The sequence below is a fragment of the Brumimicrobium sp. genome, assembly GCF_048268645.1.
Taxonomy (GTDB): Bacteria; Bacteroidota; Bacteroidia; order Flavobacteriales_D; family Crocinitomicaceae; genus Brumimicrobium; species Brumimicrobium ulvae.
In genome coordinates this window covers 12,622-32,314 of sequence record NZ_JBLWVE010000008.1, presented here as the reverse complement: position 1 = coordinate 32,314, position 19,693 = coordinate 12,622, and the positions used below count along the sequence as shown (strand labels likewise).

At 35.5% G+C, this 19,693-nt stretch carries 20 protein-coding genes; 12 read left to right on the top strand and 8 right to left on the bottom strand.

Annotated elements, in window-relative coordinates:
- Both ACN0U3_RS08070 and ACN0U3_RS08065 read right to left on the bottom strand, forming a co-directional pair.
- On the bottom strand, window positions 1-381 hold the full coding sequence (locus ACN0U3_RS08070; protein ID WP_417265798.1) for a hypothetical protein: 381 nt from the start codon (window positions 379-381) through the stop codon (window positions 1-3).
- A gap of 191 nt (window positions 382-572) precedes the next feature.
- Window positions 573-1,640 carry a branched-chain amino acid aminotransferase gene (locus ACN0U3_RS08065; RefSeq protein WP_299205877.1) on the bottom strand — a complete coding sequence of 356 codons (1,068 nt, stop codon included), beginning with the start codon at window positions 1,638-1,640 and terminating at the stop codon, window positions 573-575.
- Window positions 1,641-1,747: 107 nt separating this feature from the next.
- Here ACN0U3_RS08065 and ACN0U3_RS08060 point away from each other — a divergent pair, with 107 nt between their 5' ends.
- On the top strand, window positions 1,748-3,631 hold the full coding sequence (locus ACN0U3_RS08060; RefSeq protein ID WP_417265797.1) for a RecQ family ATP-dependent DNA helicase: 1,884 nt from the start codon (window positions 1,748-1,750) through the stop codon (window positions 3,629-3,631).
- Window positions 3,632-3,639: 8 nt separating this feature from the next.
- Here ACN0U3_RS08060 and ACN0U3_RS08055 read toward each other — a convergent pair whose 3' ends face one another.
- The 4 genes from ACN0U3_RS08055 to surE are packed head-to-tail and all read right to left on the bottom strand — an operon-like array spanning window position 3,640 to window position 7,062.
- Window positions 3,640-4,824 (bottom strand): SpoIID/LytB domain-containing protein, encoded by a 1,185-nt coding sequence (locus tag ACN0U3_RS08055; RefSeq protein ID WP_417265796.1) that lies wholly within the window; start codon window positions 4,822-4,824, stop codon window positions 3,640-3,642.
- A 13-nt stretch (window positions 4,825-4,837) separates the two neighbouring features.
- Window positions 4,838-5,965 carry a lipid-A-disaccharide synthase gene (gene lpxB, locus ACN0U3_RS08050; protein WP_417265795.1) on the bottom strand — a complete coding sequence of 376 codons (1,128 nt, stop codon included), beginning with the start codon at window positions 5,963-5,965 and terminating at the stop codon, window positions 4,838-4,840.
- Window positions 5,962-6,276: a hypothetical protein gene (locus ACN0U3_RS08045; RefSeq protein WP_299205882.1), complete on the bottom strand. Its 315-nt coding sequence runs from the start codon at window positions 6,274-6,276 to the stop codon at window positions 5,962-5,964. Before ACN0U3_RS08045 ends, lpxB begins: the two co-directional genes overlap by 4 nt.
- A 15-nt stretch (window positions 6,277-6,291) precedes the next feature.
- Window positions 6,292-7,062, bottom strand: a complete 771-nt coding sequence (surE, locus tag ACN0U3_RS08040; protein WP_417265794.1) for a 5'/3'-nucleotidase SurE — start codon at window positions 7,060-7,062, stop codon at window positions 6,292-6,294.
- Between the two features lie 631 nt (window positions 7,063-7,693).
- Here surE and ACN0U3_RS08035 point away from each other — a divergent pair.
- The 8 genes from ACN0U3_RS08035 (at window position 7,694) to ACN0U3_RS08000 (ending at window position 14,983) form a co-directional block, all read left to right on the top strand.
- Complete coding sequence (locus tag ACN0U3_RS08035) at window positions 7,694-8,452, top strand: fibrobacter succinogenes major paralogous domain-containing protein (RefSeq protein ID WP_417265793.1); 759 nt, start codon at window positions 7,694-7,696, stop codon at window positions 8,450-8,452.
- A gap of 159 nt (window positions 8,453-8,611) precedes the next feature.
- On the top strand, window positions 8,612-9,238 hold the full coding sequence (locus ACN0U3_RS08030) for a DUF4145 domain-containing protein (protein ID WP_417265792.1): 627 nt from the start codon (window positions 8,612-8,614) through the stop codon (window positions 9,236-9,238).
- 246 nt (window positions 9,239-9,484) lie between these two features.
- Window positions 9,485-9,982: a hypothetical protein gene (locus ACN0U3_RS08025; protein ID WP_417265791.1), complete on the top strand. Its 498-nt coding sequence runs from the start codon at window positions 9,485-9,487 to the stop codon at window positions 9,980-9,982.
- Window positions 9,983-10,224: 242 nt separating this feature from the next.
- Entirely contained in the window at window positions 10,225-10,665 is a 441-nt protein-coding gene (locus tag ACN0U3_RS08020) for a hypothetical protein (protein ID WP_417265790.1), read from the top strand.
- A 269-nt stretch (window positions 10,666-10,934) separates the two neighbouring features.
- Window positions 10,935-12,821 carry a molecular chaperone HtpG gene (gene htpG, locus ACN0U3_RS08015; protein ID WP_417265789.1) on the top strand — a complete coding sequence of 629 codons (1,887 nt, stop codon included), beginning with the start codon at window positions 10,935-10,937 and terminating at the stop codon, window positions 12,819-12,821.
- Between the two features lie 45 nt (window positions 12,822-12,866).
- Window positions 12,867-13,664 (top strand): TerB family tellurite resistance protein, encoded by a 798-nt coding sequence (locus ACN0U3_RS08010; protein ID WP_417265788.1) that lies wholly within the window; start codon window positions 12,867-12,869, stop codon window positions 13,662-13,664.
- 273 nt (window positions 13,665-13,937) lie between these two features.
- On the top strand, window positions 13,938-14,546 hold the full coding sequence (locus tag ACN0U3_RS08005) for a hypothetical protein (RefSeq protein WP_417265787.1): 609 nt from the start codon (window positions 13,938-13,940) through the stop codon (window positions 14,544-14,546).
- An 11-nt stretch (window positions 14,547-14,557) separates the two neighbouring features.
- Window positions 14,558-14,983, top strand: a complete 426-nt coding sequence (locus tag ACN0U3_RS08000; RefSeq protein ID WP_417265786.1) for a hypothetical protein — start codon at window positions 14,558-14,560, stop codon at window positions 14,981-14,983.
- Between the two features lie 11 nt (window positions 14,984-14,994).
- Here ACN0U3_RS08000 and bshC read toward each other — a convergent pair whose 3' ends face one another.
- Complete coding sequence (gene bshC, locus ACN0U3_RS07995; RefSeq protein ID WP_417265785.1) at window positions 14,995-16,581, bottom strand: bacillithiol biosynthesis cysteine-adding enzyme BshC; 1,587 nt, start codon at window positions 16,579-16,581, stop codon at window positions 14,995-14,997.
- Window positions 16,582-16,822: 241 nt separating this feature from the next.
- On the opposite strand from bshC, the gene ACN0U3_RS07990 reads away from it, so the two are divergent.
- From ACN0U3_RS07990 to ACN0U3_RS07980, 3 genes are all read left to right on the top strand, one after another.
- Window positions 16,823-17,254 (top strand): peptidylprolyl isomerase, encoded by a 432-nt coding sequence (locus ACN0U3_RS07990; protein ID WP_299205907.1) that lies wholly within the window; start codon window positions 16,823-16,825, stop codon window positions 17,252-17,254.
- A gap of 208 nt (window positions 17,255-17,462) precedes the next feature.
- Window positions 17,463-17,810: a DUF4190 domain-containing protein gene (locus tag ACN0U3_RS07985; protein ID WP_417265784.1), complete on the top strand. Its 348-nt coding sequence runs from the start codon at window positions 17,463-17,465 to the stop codon at window positions 17,808-17,810.
- Window positions 17,811-17,949: 139 nt separating this feature from the next.
- Complete coding sequence (locus tag ACN0U3_RS07980; RefSeq protein ID WP_417265783.1) at window positions 17,950-18,363, top strand: hypothetical protein; 414 nt, start codon at window positions 17,950-17,952, stop codon at window positions 18,361-18,363.
- A gap of 405 nt (window positions 18,364-18,768) precedes the next feature.
- Here the strand turns inward: ACN0U3_RS07980 and ACN0U3_RS07975 are convergent, their stop codons facing one another.
- Window positions 18,769-19,692 carry a 1-aminocyclopropane-1-carboxylate deaminase/D-cysteine desulfhydrase gene (locus ACN0U3_RS07975; RefSeq protein ID WP_417265782.1) on the bottom strand — a complete coding sequence of 308 codons (924 nt, stop codon included), beginning with the start codon at window positions 19,690-19,692 and terminating at the stop codon, window positions 18,769-18,771.
- Window position 19,693: the final 1 nt, after the last annotated feature.

Genomic DNA, 19,693 nt, shown 5'->3' with positions numbered 1-19,693 from the left:
TTATCTTTTTAGTATGGGTCGAAAAGTATTATCTGTAATCATGATTTGCGTTTCCAAACCAAATACGTCTCTTTTTAAATCACGTTCAAGCTGTTGAATCATAGCTTCCTCTGTGATGCTCAGCAGATCTTTGTGATACATTTCACGTTCAATCAATTTCACCACGATCACACCATCGATTTTATCCAATTGAATAACTTGCTTTTCTTCTCCAACGAAACCTTCATTTTTCCAATATTTGGAAAAAGCGATGGCTTTATCTTTCGGAACCGCTTCGAGAAAAAAAACACTTAAGTTCCCGTTATCAATTCGTGTTCCCATGGAAATTCCACAACCCACCAATAAAATCGACAACAATGAAACAACAATCCAATTCTTCATGATGTTCAAAAATATAAAGATAATCTTAAAGCATCTTCTTTTAAAACGAAAATAAGCATTGATCTGCTTAAGTTTTTAGTTTGTTTAACGTGATTAAGGTTGAAATGAGTGTTTATAGCAGAAAACAATACATGGTGCAAAAAAAACGACCCAATTCAATTGAGTCGTTTCTTATTTCTTTTAAAGATAAATTAGATTTTTTTAACCCATCCAAATCGATCTTCAATTCTTCCGTATTTAATATTGTCTAGTTCCTCCACTACTTTCTTCGAGAAAGTACGTTTCTCTTCTCCTGGAAGGTGATATTCTTTACCTTTAAATCCAATCATTTTAACAGGTGCTATTGTTGCAGCAGTTCCCGCTCCAAACGCTTCTGTCATTCTACCTTCTTCAATGGCTTCAATAATTTCTTTCACTGTAATTTTGCGTTCTTCAACGGTCATCCCCCAGTCTTTAGCGACTTCAATTACGCTACGTTTTGTAATCCCTGCAAGAATTGTATCCGATTCTTTAGGAGTCACCAATTTTCCGTCAATAACAAAAAGAATATTCATTGTTCCTGCTTCTTCTACATATTCATGAGTTTGAGCATCTGTCCAAATCAATTGATGATAACCTTGATCTTGCGCTAATTTCGCTGGATACAAAGAAGCGGCATAGTTACCTGCTGCTTTTGCTGCTCCAACTCCACCTGCTGCTGCACGCGTATAATCCTCCTCAATTTTCAAATTAATGGCCTCAGTATAGTAAGAACCAACCGGACATGTAAATATCATGAAACGGTATGTTTCAGAAGGCTTAATCCCAGTATATCCATCAGTTGCAAACATGAATGGACGTATGTACATTGAATTCGTACTTTTCTTCGGTACCCACTGATCATCAAATCTCAATAGTTCATTCAAGCAAAACAAGAATAAATCTTCAGGAATATCAGCCATACACATACGGTGAGCAGACTTTCTAAAACGCTGAGCATTCATTTCTGGACGAAAAACTACTGGGTCACCATCTTTGGTTCTGTATGCTTTCATCCCTTCAAAAATCGACTGTCCGTAGTGAATTGCAGATGTTGCTGGGTGTAATGCCATATCTCCAAAAGGAATAATTTCAGGCTCTCCCCATTTTCCATCTTTAAAATCCATGACCAACATGTGATCAGAAAAAACCCTTCCAAAAGGAATGTTATCCCAATCCACTTCATTGATTTTACTGTTTTGAGTTCGTGTAGCTTTGATTGTATATTTTGATGTTTCCATATTATTTTTGATATTGCTGCAAATATACTGTTTTTTCAATAGACTCACTAATCACCCTTCAAATTTGCTTTATTTTTAACTACATTTGTTAAATAAATTTCTGACCATTGACAGCTGTTGAGATATTAAAAAAATACTGGGGATTTGAGAGTTTCCGCAAGCAACAAGAGGACATTGTTCAAAGTGCCATTAACGGCCGAGACACCTTCGCTTTGTTGCCAACCGGAGGTGGGAAATCAATCTGTTTTCAAGTTCCAGGAATCGCTAGAGAAGGGATTTGCTTAGTCATCTCCCCTTTGATTGCGCTAATGCAAGACCAAGTCAAAAACTTAAAGTCAAAAGGATTAAAAGCTGCGGCCATCACATCAGGAATGTCGAGAAGAGAAATCGACATTATTCTTGACAATGCGAAATTTGGAGGATTAGACTTTTTGTACGTTTCTCCTGAGCGATTAAAAACAGATATTTTTCTGGCCCGGTTCAAACAAATGCAAGTTTCACTCATTGCCATTGATGAAGCTCATTGTATTTCCCAATGGGGACACGATTTTCGTCCTCCATATTTAGAAATTTATAAACTGCGCGAGATTCATCCTGAGGTTCCGATGATTGCTGTTACGGCAACAGCAACCGAAGAAGTCAGAAAAGACATTATAGAACAACTTCAAATGCGCAACATCAATTATTTTGAAGGTGATTTTGCGCGTGACAATATTTCTTATGAAGTTTATGCTGTTGAAAATAAGAGAAACGCTATTCTTAAAGCTTGCAAAAGATTTAGTGGATCCACTGGAATCGTGTATTGCCAAACAAGAAGAGAAACCAAAGAAATAGCCCGTTTACTCATTGCACACAATCTTTCTGCTGGAGTTTATCACGGTGGACTCCCAGGGGAGGAACGGAAGAAAAAATTAGATGCTTGGCTAAACAATCACATTAGAATTATAGTTGCTACCAATGCTTTTGGTATGGGAATCGATAAACCAGACGTGCGTTTTGTGTTGCATTATGAAATTCCGAACAATCTAGAAGCCTATTTCCAAGAAGCAGGTCGTTCTGGTAGAGATGGTAAAGCCTCTAGAAATATGGCGTTTTATTCGCAAGTTGACTTAGTTAAATTACGACAACGAATAGCACAACAATTTCCTCCTATTGACTTCATCAAAACGGTATATCGTGCATTGTGTAATCATTTCAGTATCGCAATTGGCTCGGGAATGAATGAAAGTTACGGTCTTAACATCAAGGAATTGGTAAAGAAATATGATTTTGAGCCTTTACCGACCTATAATGCATTAAAGATCCTTCAGCTGAACGGGTCAATACTCTTTAACGAAGCTGTTTTTCATCCAACAAAACTAAAGTTTATCGTGAGCAATAAGACGCTCTACAACTTTCAATTAAAAAACGAAGAATACGACCCTTTGATTTCATTAATATCCAGAAGTAATCCTGGGATTTTTTCCAACTACTATGAAGTCAACGAAGCAAAAATTGCGCAGAAACTCAGAAAATCAACAGCACAGATTCACAAAGAATTGCAATACATCGAAAAACAAGGGCTGGCCGATATTTCATGGCAATCTGAACTGCCCCAAGTAACCTTGCTTCATGAGCGCTTACCCGATGAATACATGCGCATCGACCAAAAGGTTTACCAAACACGAAAGGATGTAGCCTTAAAGAAATTGGAAAGCATGTTGAATTTTGTTCAAGAACCCATTTGTCGCTCCATCTTGCTCCTAAAGTATTTTGGACAAGAAGGAAAGCCGTGTGGCAAGTGTGACATCTGTTTAGCAGAAGAAAAGTCAAATTACAGCGCCGAAGAACTTCAAGGAATTATCGAAAATCTACTGGAGGAAAAAGCGTTTACTTTGGAAGAATTCTTAGCAGAACTTAAAGGAGTTGAACGCCATCATTTAGTGGGTGTATTGAATTGGATGTTAGATGTTCAATTGGTTCAGTATAAAGACGGCGCTTTTTCAAAGTAAATGAACCCTTAAAAATCAATGGTATTGTAAGGAGATTGGTTAAAGAACATTTTTTCAAAATAGTGCTTAAACTGTATTCCTTCAAAGTAAAAGGAAAGAATCTGTTGGTAATTTAATCCGTGTTTTGCCATTCCCATAGCTCCTTCTTGACATAATCCAACACCATGTCCAAAGCCACGGCCCTTAATCACCACATCTTGACCTTCAGGATAGCAAGAGAAAAAAGTAGATTTTAATTTGAAGTGATACCTTAAATCACGCAATGGAATTCCTAAATGTGGACTCAAATAAAATGCTTTTCTGTCCTCTTGTTCAAAAGTATACACAACCTGCTTGTACAAGCTGTCTTCAATGGGATAAAAATAAGTGTTGACTAAAAAGTTTCTCCATTGTACCTTAGGAATTCTCTTTTCCCAAGTTGCTTGACGGGTGTAAATACAAAATGTATCCTTGAAAGGTTGTAAATATGGAATTTCTTCTCTCCACACATAATCAGACCTACTGGTTTGTCCTCCACAATTGGCATGAAAAAAACCATCGATCAATTGATTGGTCATTGTATCAACAATATAAAGTCCGTCCGTTGCAATCACCGCTTTTCGAATATCATCTGTATAGATTAATTTATTGAAATAAGCTTGACAATGAACTTGATCACATAAATTAAAACCTTCTTTTGCATGCCTATTAAAGTACTTCAAAGCGTAAGTTCTTGAAATAACCGCTTGAGCTTTATAATATTCGATGGGTTTTCCACCACCACCTTCAGATTCAACCACACCGCCAAGATAATGTTCAAAAGACACATCATTTACAATGGTGAGGCCTTTCTTTCCAGATGAAATTTTAAATCCATCGTGGTATTTTCTTTCTTTTAAAACAGGTGTTCTGGGACGCAATCGCAAGGCAAAATGATTTCCCGTAGGTTTCAATGTCACTTGATTAAAAGTACCGAGTGACCTCACCCCTTTTTTAAGTTCAACTTTATTTCCCACACGTGTAATCGAAACAAACTCATTCGGCAGCAGTGCGCCAAAAGGTGTGGTATCTCCAAAAATCATATAACTCCCTTCATAATAGGAGAAGTCAATGCGTTGGATGTTGTGAGAACGGTAAACTCCTATGTTAATATCATTTCCCATCGCTATTGGCGAAGAGACCATTAAGATAAACATTAGGAGTAATCGCTTCATTTCACGAAAATAATTATTTATTTGCCAATTGAATCCAGACTTCTTTTGCTGCTTTTTTACTTGCTCCACCTTCACCTAGAATTTTGAGCAATTCAGAATAATCCTTTTTTAGTTTCTCATTTTTCGCTTGTCCTGGCAGAATCAACTGAAGTTCTTTTTCTATTTGTTCTGCGTTACATTCTTGTTGAATCAATTCCTTAACAGCTTCTTTTTGAAGAATTAAATTGACTAAACTAATATAATCTACTTTAATCAAACGTTTTGCAATGTGATATGAAATAGAGGAACCCTTATAACAAACCACTTCAGGCACTTCAAAGAGTGCTGTTTCTAAAGTTGCCGTTCCAGAAGTTACCAAAGCTGCGGTGGCAATAGAAAGTAAATCATAAGTTTCACCATGAATTAACCTTACGTTTTCAGAGTGTTTTAAAAAAGGTTCATAAAACGAACGAGGCATTGCAGGCGCACCAGCAATAACGAATTGGTACTCATCAAATTTCGATAAGCTGTCCAACATAATTGGAAGCTTCGTATTGATTTCTTGTTTACGGCTTCCAGGCAGAAGCGCAATCACCGGACGTTCGTCTAAGTTATGCTTGGCATACAAATCAACCTTATCTGTTTTGGCAATAAATTGTTCAACTGCATCCAATAAAGGGTGTCCAACAAAAGTCACATCCATTCCGAATTTAGCATAGAATTCTTTTTCAAAAGGAAGGATGACCAACATTTTGTCCACCACTTTCTTTATGGTATGAACACGATTTTGTTTCCACGCCCAAATTTGCGGTGAGATATAATAAATTACTGGAATACCCTGAGCTTTAGCCCACTTTGCAATCCTCAGATTGAATCCGGGGTAATCCACCAACACCAAGGCATCTGGTTTATACTTTAGAATATCTTGTTTACAAAACTTAATATTTCCAAGGATGGTTTTTAAATTGGCAACTACCTCAATAAAGCCCATAAAGGCAAGGTCCGAGATGTGTTTCACAGGTTTACCAACAACTTCTGCCATGTTGTCTCCACCCCAGTATCGAAAGTCAACATTAGCATCTTCCTCTAAAATTGCTTTCATCAGGTTTGCTGCATGCAAATCTCCAGATGCCTCACCAGCTATGATATATAGTTTTTTCACAAAAGAATTAATAATGCAACAATAACAGTTAGAAAAATGGTAACGGCAACTAATCCTGTTGTAAATTTATCCCATCGCCATTGAAAATTTGTAAAATAAAATAAAAGTAAATTAGGAATCACCGGAAAGATCAACAATTCGTTTCTATTGTTTGAGCTTGAAGCCATAAAACGATAAACTTCACTTAATGATTTAGTATCATGTTTCCACTGCCAGAAAAAGACAAAGCCGAGTATTGGCAATACTATTCCGAAAATTAAACCGATTACTTTCTTGTCCAGCTTTTTCCCTAAATTATTAATTACTCCCATTCCTTTTATTTAAACTTAAAATTCCCATTCATTGATTTCGCTTATCACATGGTAAGCGGTCATGTCAAATTGTGTTGGTACTACACTTACAAACCCATTGTCCAAGGCCCAAATATCGGTATCGTCTCTCCAATCGTCTCGATTAAACTCACCTTTCAACCAATAATATGGTTTTCCAAACTGGTCTTGTCTTTTATCAAAACTATCTTTCCAATACGCTTTGGCTTGTCTACACACCTTTATCCCCTTAATCTCTTCAGTTTTCAATTGGGGAATATTCACATTTAAACAAATACTTTTAGGAAACTCTCCACTTAATGCACGGCCAACCACTTCTTTAACGGCCCATTGAGATCCAGAAAAATCTGCATCTGAGTCAAAATCCAAGAGTGAAAAACCAATTGAAGGAATATCCTCCATTGCTCCTTCTACTGCGGCAGACATTGTTCCCGAGTAAAGCACATTCGAAGCGCTATTTTCTCCATGATTAATGCCCGAAACCAAAAGATCAGGTTTTCCTTTTATCACCTCGGCAATGGCTAGTTTTACACAATCTACAGGAGTTCCCGTACAAGTATAAGCATTGTAATTTTCATACAAAGGAGAAGGATCAAGTCTTAAAACATCATTTACTGTAATCGCATGTCCCATTCCCGATTGAGGTTTATCTGGTGCTACAATTACGATATCACCAAAAGGTTCTACCGCCTCTATTAGGCTGCGCAATCCTTTCGCTTGAATTCCGTCATCGTTTGTGACTAAAATCAATGGACGTTTTTTTGACATTTCTTTCATTTTTGATGAGTTGCGAAAATAAACATATCTTTTGTGAATGTGTGTTTTGTAGAAAGGAATTTCAGTTTATCTAATTCATTTTTTGGCCACCAATTCCGCCTACAACCTGTAGTTTGTATTTGAAAACAGACGATTTTTATAAATTGAATAAATTTTGAGAATTATTTTACTTTTCTTTCTTTAGGAGATGCCATAGCATCAGCCGACAAGAAAAAAATTAAAAGAAGCTCAAAAGAATCGATTTTAATATTGCTGTGTTTCCAAATTCAAACTATTAAGTTTATTCCTTCTTTTTGGCAGTCAATGCAATTTGTGGGAGCTTCACAAGGTCGCTACACAAATTGACTTGCCCTGCAAAACAAAAAGAAGTTCACAAAGCTACCGGTTTTCGTCGGGGTGGGAATCGAAGCTTCGTGTTGGAATATTAAGCGTAGAATTAAACGTTTATTATACGTATAATTTTTCGGGTAGGAAGTGGGTTAAATTTTTTACTTTTTTTATAATCAATTGAAAAGGCCTGTTGTAGTTGAGGTTTAGTATTGAAATTAATGTTATTTTTGGTGGAATGGATACAGTTCGGATATAGACTATTGTCGAAAGCCGATTGTTAGCGTGCATAAGAATGAGAAAAACATTATTAATATCATTTTTCATTAGCCTATCTGCATTATGCAGTTTTAGTCAAGAACCTTTTGATTATAATCAGTGGGTAACGAACTTGCCAGAAACAGTGGTAGACATTGACAGTAATGTTTATCATATTCAAAAGCTAGGTGAACAGGTGTGGTTTACGGAAAATCTGAAAGTTACGAGATTCAATAACGGAGACGAAATTCGATTTATTCAAACCGATTCATTATGGACAATTAGTAAATATCCGAGTTATTCGAATTTAATTGGAATTAGACATACTTCCCATGGATTAGATAGCAATAAAACCAATGAAATTCTTTACAATTATTTTGTTGTTTCTGATACACAAAATGTTTGTCCCGTTGGTTGGAAAGTTCCTGACACTGCTGATTGGAATAAATTAGAAAGTTATATGGAAAAGGCTAATGAAGAATTTTCTTACGCGACAGGGTTAATTTATCCTCCAAATTATAAGGACACCATAGATCCTGAAACACGAATGGATATGTTATGGAACGCAAATTATAACGTAGGATTTTCTTCAAACCCTTATGGATACAGACATGCACGGACAGGAGAATTTGTTAATTATTTAGATTATGGATATTGGTGGTCAAACGATTCTGATTTTATTGCAACTGCTTGGGCAAGAATTCAGAATAGAGGATTTGGAATAGATGATATCCGTTTAGAAGAAAATAGAGGAAATATACAAAGTGGCTACTCAATTAAATGTATAAAAGAATAAACGCACACTAACAGCCCTCTAGCTCCAGCGGTTTGTCTCATCTTCGAATTGAAAAATTTGTTTAAATTTGAAAGTAAATGCTTCGTGGTAAGTTTGGTGAGAAATCGCCGTAGCCAGCGGGCAAAGCGTTATGCATAATTAACCATTACAATCATTAACATGAAACATATTCAACCAAAAGTATTTGAAAATTCCTTTACCTGTCCGCACTGTGGAGTTCTATCGAAGCAAAGATGGTCTAGAACATCATGGGATTTAGAGGGGGTTTACCCAATGGCAGAACAAAACCAGCTTCGAGTAGGTCATTGCGATCATTGTAATGAAAATTCTGTTTGGATAATGAACAAAATGTACTATCCAGAAAATGGTAGTGCTCCTTTTCCTAATCCTGATTTACCAGAAAGAGTGAAAAAGTTATATGTTGAAGCAGCATCAATTTCTTCTAAATCCCCACGAGGGGCTGCTGCACTATTAAGGCTAGGTGTTCAAATACTTTGTGCTGAGTTAGGTGAAGAAGGCAAAAACATCAATACTGATATCAAAGAACTCGTAAAAAAAGGTCTGCCACAAATAGTTCAAAAATCATTGGATGTGGTAAGAGTAACTGGTAATGATGCTGTTCATCCAGGCCAAATAGATACTGATGATATTGATGTTGTTAATCAACTGTTTAAACTAACAAATGTCATAGCGGAATATATGATATCACTTCCAAATGAAGTTAGTGGGATTTACGATGCTTTACCTTCAGAAAAGAAGAAAGGAATTGAAGATCGAGATAAATAATACATTTGGAGTTTATGATTTGTATGCATAACACGATATATAACAAATAGGGCACTTCATGGTTTCCGAAAGTTTATTACCTTTAACTAACACCGCCAATCCGTCAGTTGACGGATGGCTTTAAAAGAATAAGATAAAAACAAAATACAACGCTTTGGCTCAGTGCAAACCGAAAGGTTTTCTCTTCGAAATTCCTTACTGTGCATAGCTGGGTCGTTAGGTGCAATGCGTAAACATTCAACACATATGAAGAACATATTATTTTTACTGTTATTATTTTTAATCGGTTGCTCAAATTCGAAAAGCTCTATTCATCCTTTACCAAAAAAATTAAGTAAATTACCGATTGGTATTAAAGTGATACATAGTGAAGACATGGTTTATGCATCACTCAATGAAGATCAAAATCGAGGACAGAAATACAAATGGAATCATTCAACAACAGTATCAACTTTGAAAGAGGAGTTAACTATTGTTGAATTTGGTGGATATGTATACGAGGACAATTCATGGAAAGAGAAGAATATTGAATTTAGACCTTTTAATAATCAAGAGTTTGAAGATTGGTATAAATGTCCTAAAGGAATATTGTTAAAAAATAAAACATATACAGATAATAATAATTGGTCAACGGCTGATGAACTAATAAACTCAAGCACGATATGGTACTTCATTGGTGAAGATAAAAATGGTAAAAAGTTCGTTGGCTATGAATTTGTTGAAATCAAAGGTGAATTAAAGTGATTAGATATGCACCTAACACGGAAAATAACAAATAGGGCACTTTCACGGTTTCCGAAAGTCTATTACCTTTAACCTACACCGCCAATCCGTCAGCTGACGGATGGCTTTTAAAGAATAAGATAAAAACAAAACACAACGCTTTGGCTCAGTGGGACCTTGGAAGTTAATCTGTATCTTTCTGCCCTACTTGCCATATACCCAAACGTTAACAGTAACAGGATAGAAAAACCAGAATCCATATTATGAGTTTTTTTTACAACTTAATACATAAGAAAAAAGATATTGAATTTAGACGAAATTCAAAGTACTTAAACTTATCATCCTTCGGTTATTCAATTTCAGATCTAAATGCTTTGGATTTTGGAGTTAAGTTTGAAAAAGAAATTGATGGGTATTATTGTCATGTTTACTTGACCCAACAAAAAATTGTTTTGACAGTGTTTTTTGAATTAAGTGATGATGCATTCAAAGAAAAATTTAAAGTTGTTGAGAGGCTATTTAACAAACACTCTTGTGCTGGTAGAAATTTCATTGAAAATCGAATTCCATTTAAAAATATAACAACAGAAGAAATTGATAGAAAGATGAATGAATTAGTCGCAGTTTTAAAAACTGAAAGCTTTCCTCCGATGAAGAGAGATATGATTAGTTTAAAAATGCTAAAAGAAAATCGAAATAAATGACACTCGCAATGTGCAACTGCTAACACAGCCTTTGCCGCCAACCTAAAACAACCTTCGATTTTTACATTAATGTAAATCTAAATGTTTGTATCTTCGATAAAACATCAGCATATTCTTTTCTCAAAACAACCATCGTCAAAAAGTCCGAAAACAAAATCTTTACATTCGAGTTTCGCACAATATGATCACAACTTTTGCCATTTTGACAGTTCAATCCTGATGGCATAAAGATTGACCATACAGATTCGTCAAATAAAAATCAAAAAACAATGAAAAAAGGTCATATTAGTGTAGAGACGGAAAACATATTCCCGATCATCAAAAAGTTTTTGTATTCAGATCACGAGATTTTTTTACGTGAATTAGTTTCGAATGCGGTAGACGCAACGCAGAAATTAAAGGTGCTATCCAAAAATGGAGAATATGATAAAGAAGTTAAGGATTTACAAGTAGAAGTAATTTTAGATAAAGCAGCCAAAACCTTAACCATTAGAGATAATGGAATTGGTATGACTGCAGATGAAATCGACAAGTACATTAATCAAATTGCATTCTCTGGAGCAGAAGAATTCGTACAGAAATATAAAGATTCTGACAGTAAAGAATCCATCATCGGACACTTTGGATTAGGATTTTATTCGGCATTTATGGTTGCTGAAAAAGTAGAAATCAATACTCTAGGACGTTACGACGATGCTAAGGCCGTTAAGTGGACAAGTAATGGAACAACAGAGTATTCAATCGAAGCATCTGATAAAGCAACACGAGGAACAGATATCGTATTGCACATTACTGATGAGTCGGCTGAATTCTTAGAAGAAGCGAGAATTCGTGGAATTTTAGACCGATACTGTAAGTTTTTACCAGTGCCTGTCATTTTTGGAACGTATACGGAGCAAATCGATGATCCGTCAGGAGAAAAAGATGAAGAAGGAAATGTAAAGAAGATTTCGAAAGAAGTTCCGAATCAAATTAACAATCCTTCCCCAGCTTGGACAAAAATGCCCGCTGATTTAGAAAAAGAAGATTATTCTAAATTCTATAGAGAACTTTACCCTTCAACAATTGAAGATCCCTTGTTCCATATTCACCTGAATGTAGATTATCCATTTAATCTAACAGGAATTCTTTATTTTCCAAAGATTAAGGAAAACGTAGAGGTTCAGAAAAATAAGATTCAACTGTATTCGAACCAAGTATTCATTACAGATAACGTAGAGGAAATTGTTCCAGAATTCTTAACGCTTTTACACGGTGTTATTGACTCGCCAGACATTCCATTAAACGTTTCACGTTCTTACCTCCAAAGTGATAGCAATGTAAAGAAAATCAGTGCTCACATTTCTAAAAAGGTGTCAGACAAACTGAAGCAAATGTTCAACAAAGACCGTAAGGATTTTGAAGAAAAATGGAGTGATTTACGCATTTTCTCTGAATACGGAATGTTATCTGATGACAAGTTTGCCGAAAGAGCAAAAGCCTTTCACTTAATGGAAACCACAGACGGTAAATTTGTAACGCCGGAAGAATTTAAGGAAGAAGTTAAAGCAACACAAACAGACAAAGACGGAAAAACGATATTCCTATACACGAACAACAAAGAAGAACAATACAGTTTTGTTAAGGCAGCAAATGACAGAGGATACAAAGTGATCGAATTACAAGGTCCTTTAGCTGCACACTGGGTTCAAAAAATGGAAATGAGTTTAGAAGATGTTAGTTTTGCACGCGTTGATGCTGATACTTTAGACAAGTTGATTCAAAAAGACGAAGAAATTCCATCAAAATTAAGTGAAAAAGAACAGGAAGAATTAAAACCGGTATTTGAAGGCGTTGTAAATAAAGACATGTTCAAAGTTCAATTTGAAAGCATGTCTGAAAGTGAAGCCCCAATCATGGTTACTCAACCTGAGTTCATTCGTCGAATGAAAGAGCAGCAAGCCATGGGGGGAGCAGGTTTCTACGGCGCATTCCCAGAAACTTATAACATGATTGTAAATAGCAATCACCCAAAAATTTCTAGTATTTTAGCCGCGCAAGGTGAAGAGCAAGCTCAAAAAGCAAAGCAACTTACCGACTTAGCAATGTTAGCACAAGGAATGCTTAAAGGTGAAGCATTAACAGACTTCGTAAACAGAAGTATTGATTTAGTATAAATTTAAAAAGGAGTGGGCATTAAGTCCACTCCTTTCAATCGTATTATGACAGGATATTTTAAGTGGATTGGAGCAGGATTAGGATTTTATCTTACAGGATTTAGATTTTTTGGTGCCTTCTTAGGGTTTTTATTCGGATCGTTTATTGACAACTTTACGCGCGCCGCTAAATACGTAAACCAAGGAGGCGGACAAGGAAGACAACACAACTTTCGATCTACTCAAGACATCTTTGATTTTTATCAACGTCAAACCCAGCGTTACGATTTTCCCACAATGCTACTTGCGCTTTCAGCTTCTGTAATGAAAGCTGATGACAGGGTAATGAAATCTGAGCTAGAGTATGTAAAGTCATTCTTGCAACAGCAATTTGGGAATCAATTTACCACATCACACCTAAAAACCTTAAAGACCTTCATAGACCAACCTCAACCACTTCCGCTTCAGGAAATATGCAATGATATTCGTACACGCACCCAACCGGAAGTACGGGTTCAATTGCTACACTACCTTTTTGGAATTGCAAAAGCAGATGGCTCGGTTTCACCAACAGAAATGAACCTACTTCAAAGATTGGCTGCTATGATGGGAATTCCAAACATGGATTTCACCAGTGTTCAAAACATGTTCCACCGCGATACAGAAAGCGATTATAAAGTTTTAGGAACGAGTAAAGATGCAAGTGACAGCGAAGTCAAAAAAGCCTACCGCAAAATGGCCATTCGATACCACCCTGATAAAGTAGCACAGATGGGAGAAGAATATCAAAAAGGAGCAAAAGAGAAATTCCAAAGAATCCAGGAAGCCTACGAAAACATCAAGAAAGAACGCCAAATGGCTTAATCTTTTCAATTCATTCTTCCACGAATTTAACGGAAGACTTTAATTAGAGATTCCCTGTTTTGTTACCCTAATTATCCTTACGCTTGGAAGGTGCACTTGATTTTAAATAATGAAGTACAGTTTGCATCCTATTTTACACACTAAGAATTTAATTTTCGCAATCAACAATTGATCAGCAAGCACTGTACTAGCAACATTTTCAGAAATGCATTGTCAGATTCTATTATTAATACTAAATTTACAGCATTATATCACCGTTTAACAAGGATGTTTATGCTACTTAAAAATTTAAAGAAAACAATTTCTATTTTATTGTTGCTCACTACGCTACTGAGTGCCCCTTTAAAATCATACGCACAACCTATAACGCTAAACCCCTTCGGAGTTAGCTACTTCCAGCCCAAATTTGGAATAAACATGGGGACATTCTTCAATCACCAAGACTTTTTATTTGATTTTGGATTAGGACTTGAAGAGCTCGGATATGACTTTAGTGTAACTTTTAACGGGAGTTTTAGACCGTATTACAAAACTGTTTTCTTTAAAGAAGCAGATAATTTATTTTGGCAAGTTGAAGAAAAAGTGGTTCAATTCTCTATCGACCTAGAGAAAAGGTTCTACTTTTTAGAATTCGCAAACAACAGCAAAATCGGACTATACGCCTTATTGAAAGCAGGATACTTTTTTGGAACCTACAAAGGTTTAAGTAAAAACAGAAATCAAGAATTTGGTTTAACACCAGGAGGAGGATTTTCTTGGCAATTTTCAAAAATGTCGAGATTCTCATTTGGATATTTATACTTTAGTCAAAATCCTTATGCACATCCTCACACATTTAACCTGAAGTTGAGTCTATACATCAACAACGAGAAAAACAACTAAGACATTACGCTATGAAAAATTCAATTAAAACTATACTTCTTGCCTTTACGGCAACACTGATCATCTCTTCTTGCACAAAGTCAAGCAATGACATTTGTGACACCAACCAAATTTGTTATACACAAGCTCCTGATGACTTGTATGTGAAGTTAGAATTCTCAACAAATCCTTCCTCCACGCCTATTGAAGTAAAGTTCTATCAAGGGAACATGGATAATGGTACATTGTACGATCATTTCTATACTACAAATAGTGTAGAATATTACCTTATGCCAGTAAACGAGCGTTATACAGCCACAGCCAAATACCTTGTTGATGGAGACACAGTTATGGTAATCAATAGCGATAAGCTAACTAGAGAATCTTACCAAAACTGTGATGAAACATGTTACGACTGGGATGATGAGATGATTCTCAACATGAAATTAAAGAAATAAAAAAAAAGTCTTTATTCCTCTAGAACTAAAATCAATTCTTTTTCATCTGGGTCAATCATTTCATAAACCGCTTGAACAAATTCTTTTGGTCCATATTTCCCCATCAAAGGAATCATGTTGTCATACCTTTCTTGCAATCCATTGTTAGGAAATAAACGAGTGTAGATTCCGTCTATTTGCTTCATCGCATCTTCATTTTTCTTCTTTTGATGGCGAATCATCTTTTGTTGAACATTATCCAATTGCTTTTGAATCTTGGTAGACTCACTCTTTGCATATCCTTCCATACCTTTATCTACAGCAATAATAGAATGTTCAAGTTCATGAATTAAATCAGCTAATCTTTGTTCCAAGAAAGTAAAATCCAATTCAACCTCTGCATTATCCAAAACATACTGTTTTTTCACTTCATGAATAGATTCAAAAACATCGGTATAGTTCAAATTTAATTTATCTATTCTCTTAATCGTAGATTTATCGAACCACTGAACAGAGTTTCTCACCTTAACCAATGGAAAAGGAACCTCTGTTTGATCAAACATTCCTTTAAATTGAAGCCAATAGGCCATTTCTCCTCCTCCACCAATATAACAAAGGTTAGGTAAAATAAACTCCTGGTATAAAGGTCTTAGAATTACGTTTGGTGAAAAACGTTCAGGATGACTTTCAAGTTCCTTTAATAAATCTACCTTCTCGATCGTTGTTTCTCCAATCTCGAAGTTACCATCTTCTAAAGGAATAATGCGTTCTCTATATTGGTCTTTAATATAGAAAAGGTTTATGGGACGCGCCATTGCTTGACCATGGAATCCATCCTCCTCGAGTTGTTGAGTTGTTTTGGCTACTTCTTTTTCAGAGAACTGTGTTTCAATTTCACGTTTTAAAATTGGAGCAAATGAAGCTTTCAACTGAGCATCATCGGCATTTAAAGTGATGAGTCCATAGGCTCCCATCAAATTCATCATGAATTCTGTACTGGCCTCTGCTAAATTCCCGTTCTTATAAAACTGATCGAGGTATTCAGAATATTCTGGATTATTTCCAAATTTACTAAGAATATCTGCCTTTAAACGCTCAATTCCCTCCAAAGAAAATCGTCCTACTGCCCCTTTTTGCTCTGTTTCCCATGAAAATGTACTTCCAAACAAATGCAAGTGATTGATTTCCTCAAAATCATGATCTTCAGATGCCATCCAAAATACTGGAACAAAATTCTTATCAGGATAAGTCGTTTTGAGTTTTTCGGCCAAACGTACAGCATCCATAATTTTATATATGACATACAAGGGTCCTCCAAACACGTTCAACTGATGTCCAGCAGTAACTGTAAAAGTATCCTCTTCTTTTAGTAAATCAATATTTTTGGCAACTTTATCGAAGTGCGAATATGCTGACATTTGTTTTGAAACAATTTCATGAAGTAGTGTTCTTTGTTCAATTGAGAATTGCTTTTGTTTTAAAGCAATCTGCTGTTCAAAATTGGCCATACTAAAAGGCGCTTGAATATACTTTTCTAAAGCTTCTTGATTATCATTGATTTGATTGGCTAATTCACTAAAAAAAGTGGTTTTTCTACGGTTAATGGTAATTGTTTTCATATATAATTTGAATCTTTCTGTCGTTCTATAACTAAACTACAAAGATAAAAGGATAATGTTTTAAAATGGCGAGGATAAGTTTTAAGATTAATTCATAGTCAAGCAAAACAATTGTCAAAACAAAGAAACCAACAACAAATGTTAAAGCGCCCCCCTTCATGCTATAATCTCCTTTACATACATTTAATAAATAGCTCTTTATTATATATCTTTGCACTGAAAATATTTAGAACAATAGATTATGAAAGGAATTATAAAAACAAATCGTGGAGAAATGCACGTAGAGTTTTACGAAAAGGATGCTCCAAAGACAGTTGAGAATTTTGTAAAATTATCAAAAGATGGATTTTACAATGGATTAACATGGCACCGTGTATTGCCAGACTTTGTAATACAAGGCGGATGTCCGAAAGGAAACGGAACAGGAGGACCAGGATACTCTATCGATTGCGAATTAGATGGAGACAATCAATACCACGATAGAGGAGTACTTTCGATGGCGCATGCCGGAAGAAATACAGGTGGATCTCAGTTTTTTGTTTGTCACAGCAGAACCAACACTTCACATTTAGACAGAAACCATACTTGTTTTGGGAAGGTAACAGAAGGTTTAGAGGTGATTGATAAAATTAAAGCAGGTGATTCAATCGATGAGATTATTATTCTAGATTAATCAATTAAGAATTAAACACAACAAAAGGAGTATTTTTATACTCCTTTTTTTTGTATCTCAAAACACTGTTGTTCAATAAGCTCGGAGAACAATCACCGAATAACTTATTAAAAACTTAAAACAATGTTAAAATAATATCTATTGGTTATGACTTTAATGTCAAGTTTTTTATTAGGTTTGTCTGTAATATAAACTAAACTATTTATTTATGAGTGAAAATCTAAACACGCCAAAAGCCAGTAATGGTATGGCAACAGCATCCCTAGTACTAGGAATTGTATCAATTGTATTATCCTTTTTCTGGGTAGTAGGATTAATTTGTGGAGTCTTAGCTATCATTTTGGCTATCGTATCCAAAGGTAAAATCAAAGCAGATCCTAACTTAGGAGGTTCAGGAGCAGCTTCAGGTGGATTAATCACTGGTATTATCGGTGTAATCCTTTCAATAATCGTTGTGGTTGTTGCAGTTATGTTTGTTGGAGCAGTCGTAGACGCAGCAACAGACGGAACATTTGAAGAGGCCTTAAGAAACCTTGAACAATATGAAGTAGAATAAATCCCCTCATATTACAAAAAAAGCCAGCTCTTGTAGCTGGCTTTTTTCTTTTAATTATGTTGATTTATTTTTCTTAAAACAAACTATAATTAAATTGAAACTTTTTCCTATATTGTTCTCTTCATTAAAAAACATTACTATGGAAAATTTAGACGAGCACAATTTATCTAACGATGGAGCTCACCAAGATGTGATTTCAAACACAGCAAAAACATTTTTAAACAAAGCATCAGGCTGGGTTAAAGCCGTAGCTATTTTAGGTATTGTTGGTTCTTCACTAGGAATACTGGGTGGATTATTTTCACTTTTTGCAATGCCAGTAGTCGGGATTATTTACTTGGCCATGTATGGGATTGGAATTTACATCTCACTATTATTATTGAAAGTCTCAAACAGTATTGATCGCGGCACCTTTAACATGGATGTATTCGCTGAAAACTTTTTCTTGTATTGGAAAACAGTGGTTATCCTTAGTTTAGTTGCCGTTGGATTATCTATCATTCTAGGTATCTTCTTCGCAACAGCAGGAGCTAGCGCATTTGGTAGATTCTAAAATTAAGCATTTCAACGCATTTGAGTTTAAAAGCTGTCCTTTATGGGCAGCTTTTATAGTTTTATCGATAAATACATGAGTTTCATCAAATAATTGAAAAGCATTCGATAATTAAAAACGCCCGTTCGGAAACTTAAAACAACCAGTCGCTGGTTTGCTCCATTTCAATCAAAATAAATACCCTACATTTGAGGTAACGACAATAAAACAAGAATAAACACTTATACAGGCAACCTACTGTAAGTTTATTTCTTAAAAGATATGCCTTTCCTAAATCAAAAGGTGTTAAAACACGAGGACACTTACTCCTAATCTGCACTTGCGGATAAATGTAAGAGCGTTTTTGTAGTATAGTTTAGCGAAGAAAGGTTAGCCAATGGCTAACCTTTCTATTTTAGCCTTTATTTATAAAAAATTCAGCTCATCCTTCCATGTAGTTGCACCTTGAAGCCCTCCTGTATGAATAAACAAAACTTTATCTTCTGGACCAATCAATCCCTCATTGTAGTCTTTCACCATAGCAAAAACTGCTTTCCCAGTATAAATGGGATCTAATTTTAACCCTAGGCCGGCATACACTTGGTTGATAAAGTCCAATAACTCTTGGTTTACTCTTGCATATCCACCAAAATGTCCATCGTTGATCATTACCAAATGTTTCAAATAGTATGCTACACCATTCTCATCGTTCAATACCTGTCTTAGTAATTGTTGAATATCATCTTGAAGAAATGCTCCTTTTAAGGCAGAGACAACATGAACTTTAGTTTTTTCAGAAGCACTCAGCAAAACACCAGCAGCGGTTGTTCCTGTTCCACCAGCCAAATAGACATGATCATAATCGTTTGTTGTTTCCTGCAGAATATGTTGACATCCAACCACACCATAATAACTCTTACCACCTTCAGGGACAATATAGTAATCTGGATATTTACTGGCCAACTCCTTTAAGAAAAAAACATCATCCTTTTTGCGGTATTCACTTCGGGAGATAAAAACAAGTTCCATCCCATACTCGGCACAAGCCTTTAGGGTGTCATTACTTTCCGACCTTAATTCATCTCCTCTAACCCATGCCATTGACTTTAATCCTGCAACTGAGCAAGCTTTTGCTGTGGCGATTAAATGATTAGAAAAAGGACCACCAAAAGTCAGGATTCCGAATTTAGAAAGTGCTTCTGCCTTTAATAAATTGTATTGTAATTTTCTCCATTTATTCCCTGAAATAATTGGATCGATTAAATCGTCACGTTTTATATCAAAAGAGAAAGGTTCGCCCTCCACAATGGAAAGACGAACCTTTTCTAAAATTGATTTTGAAGTATTCAAT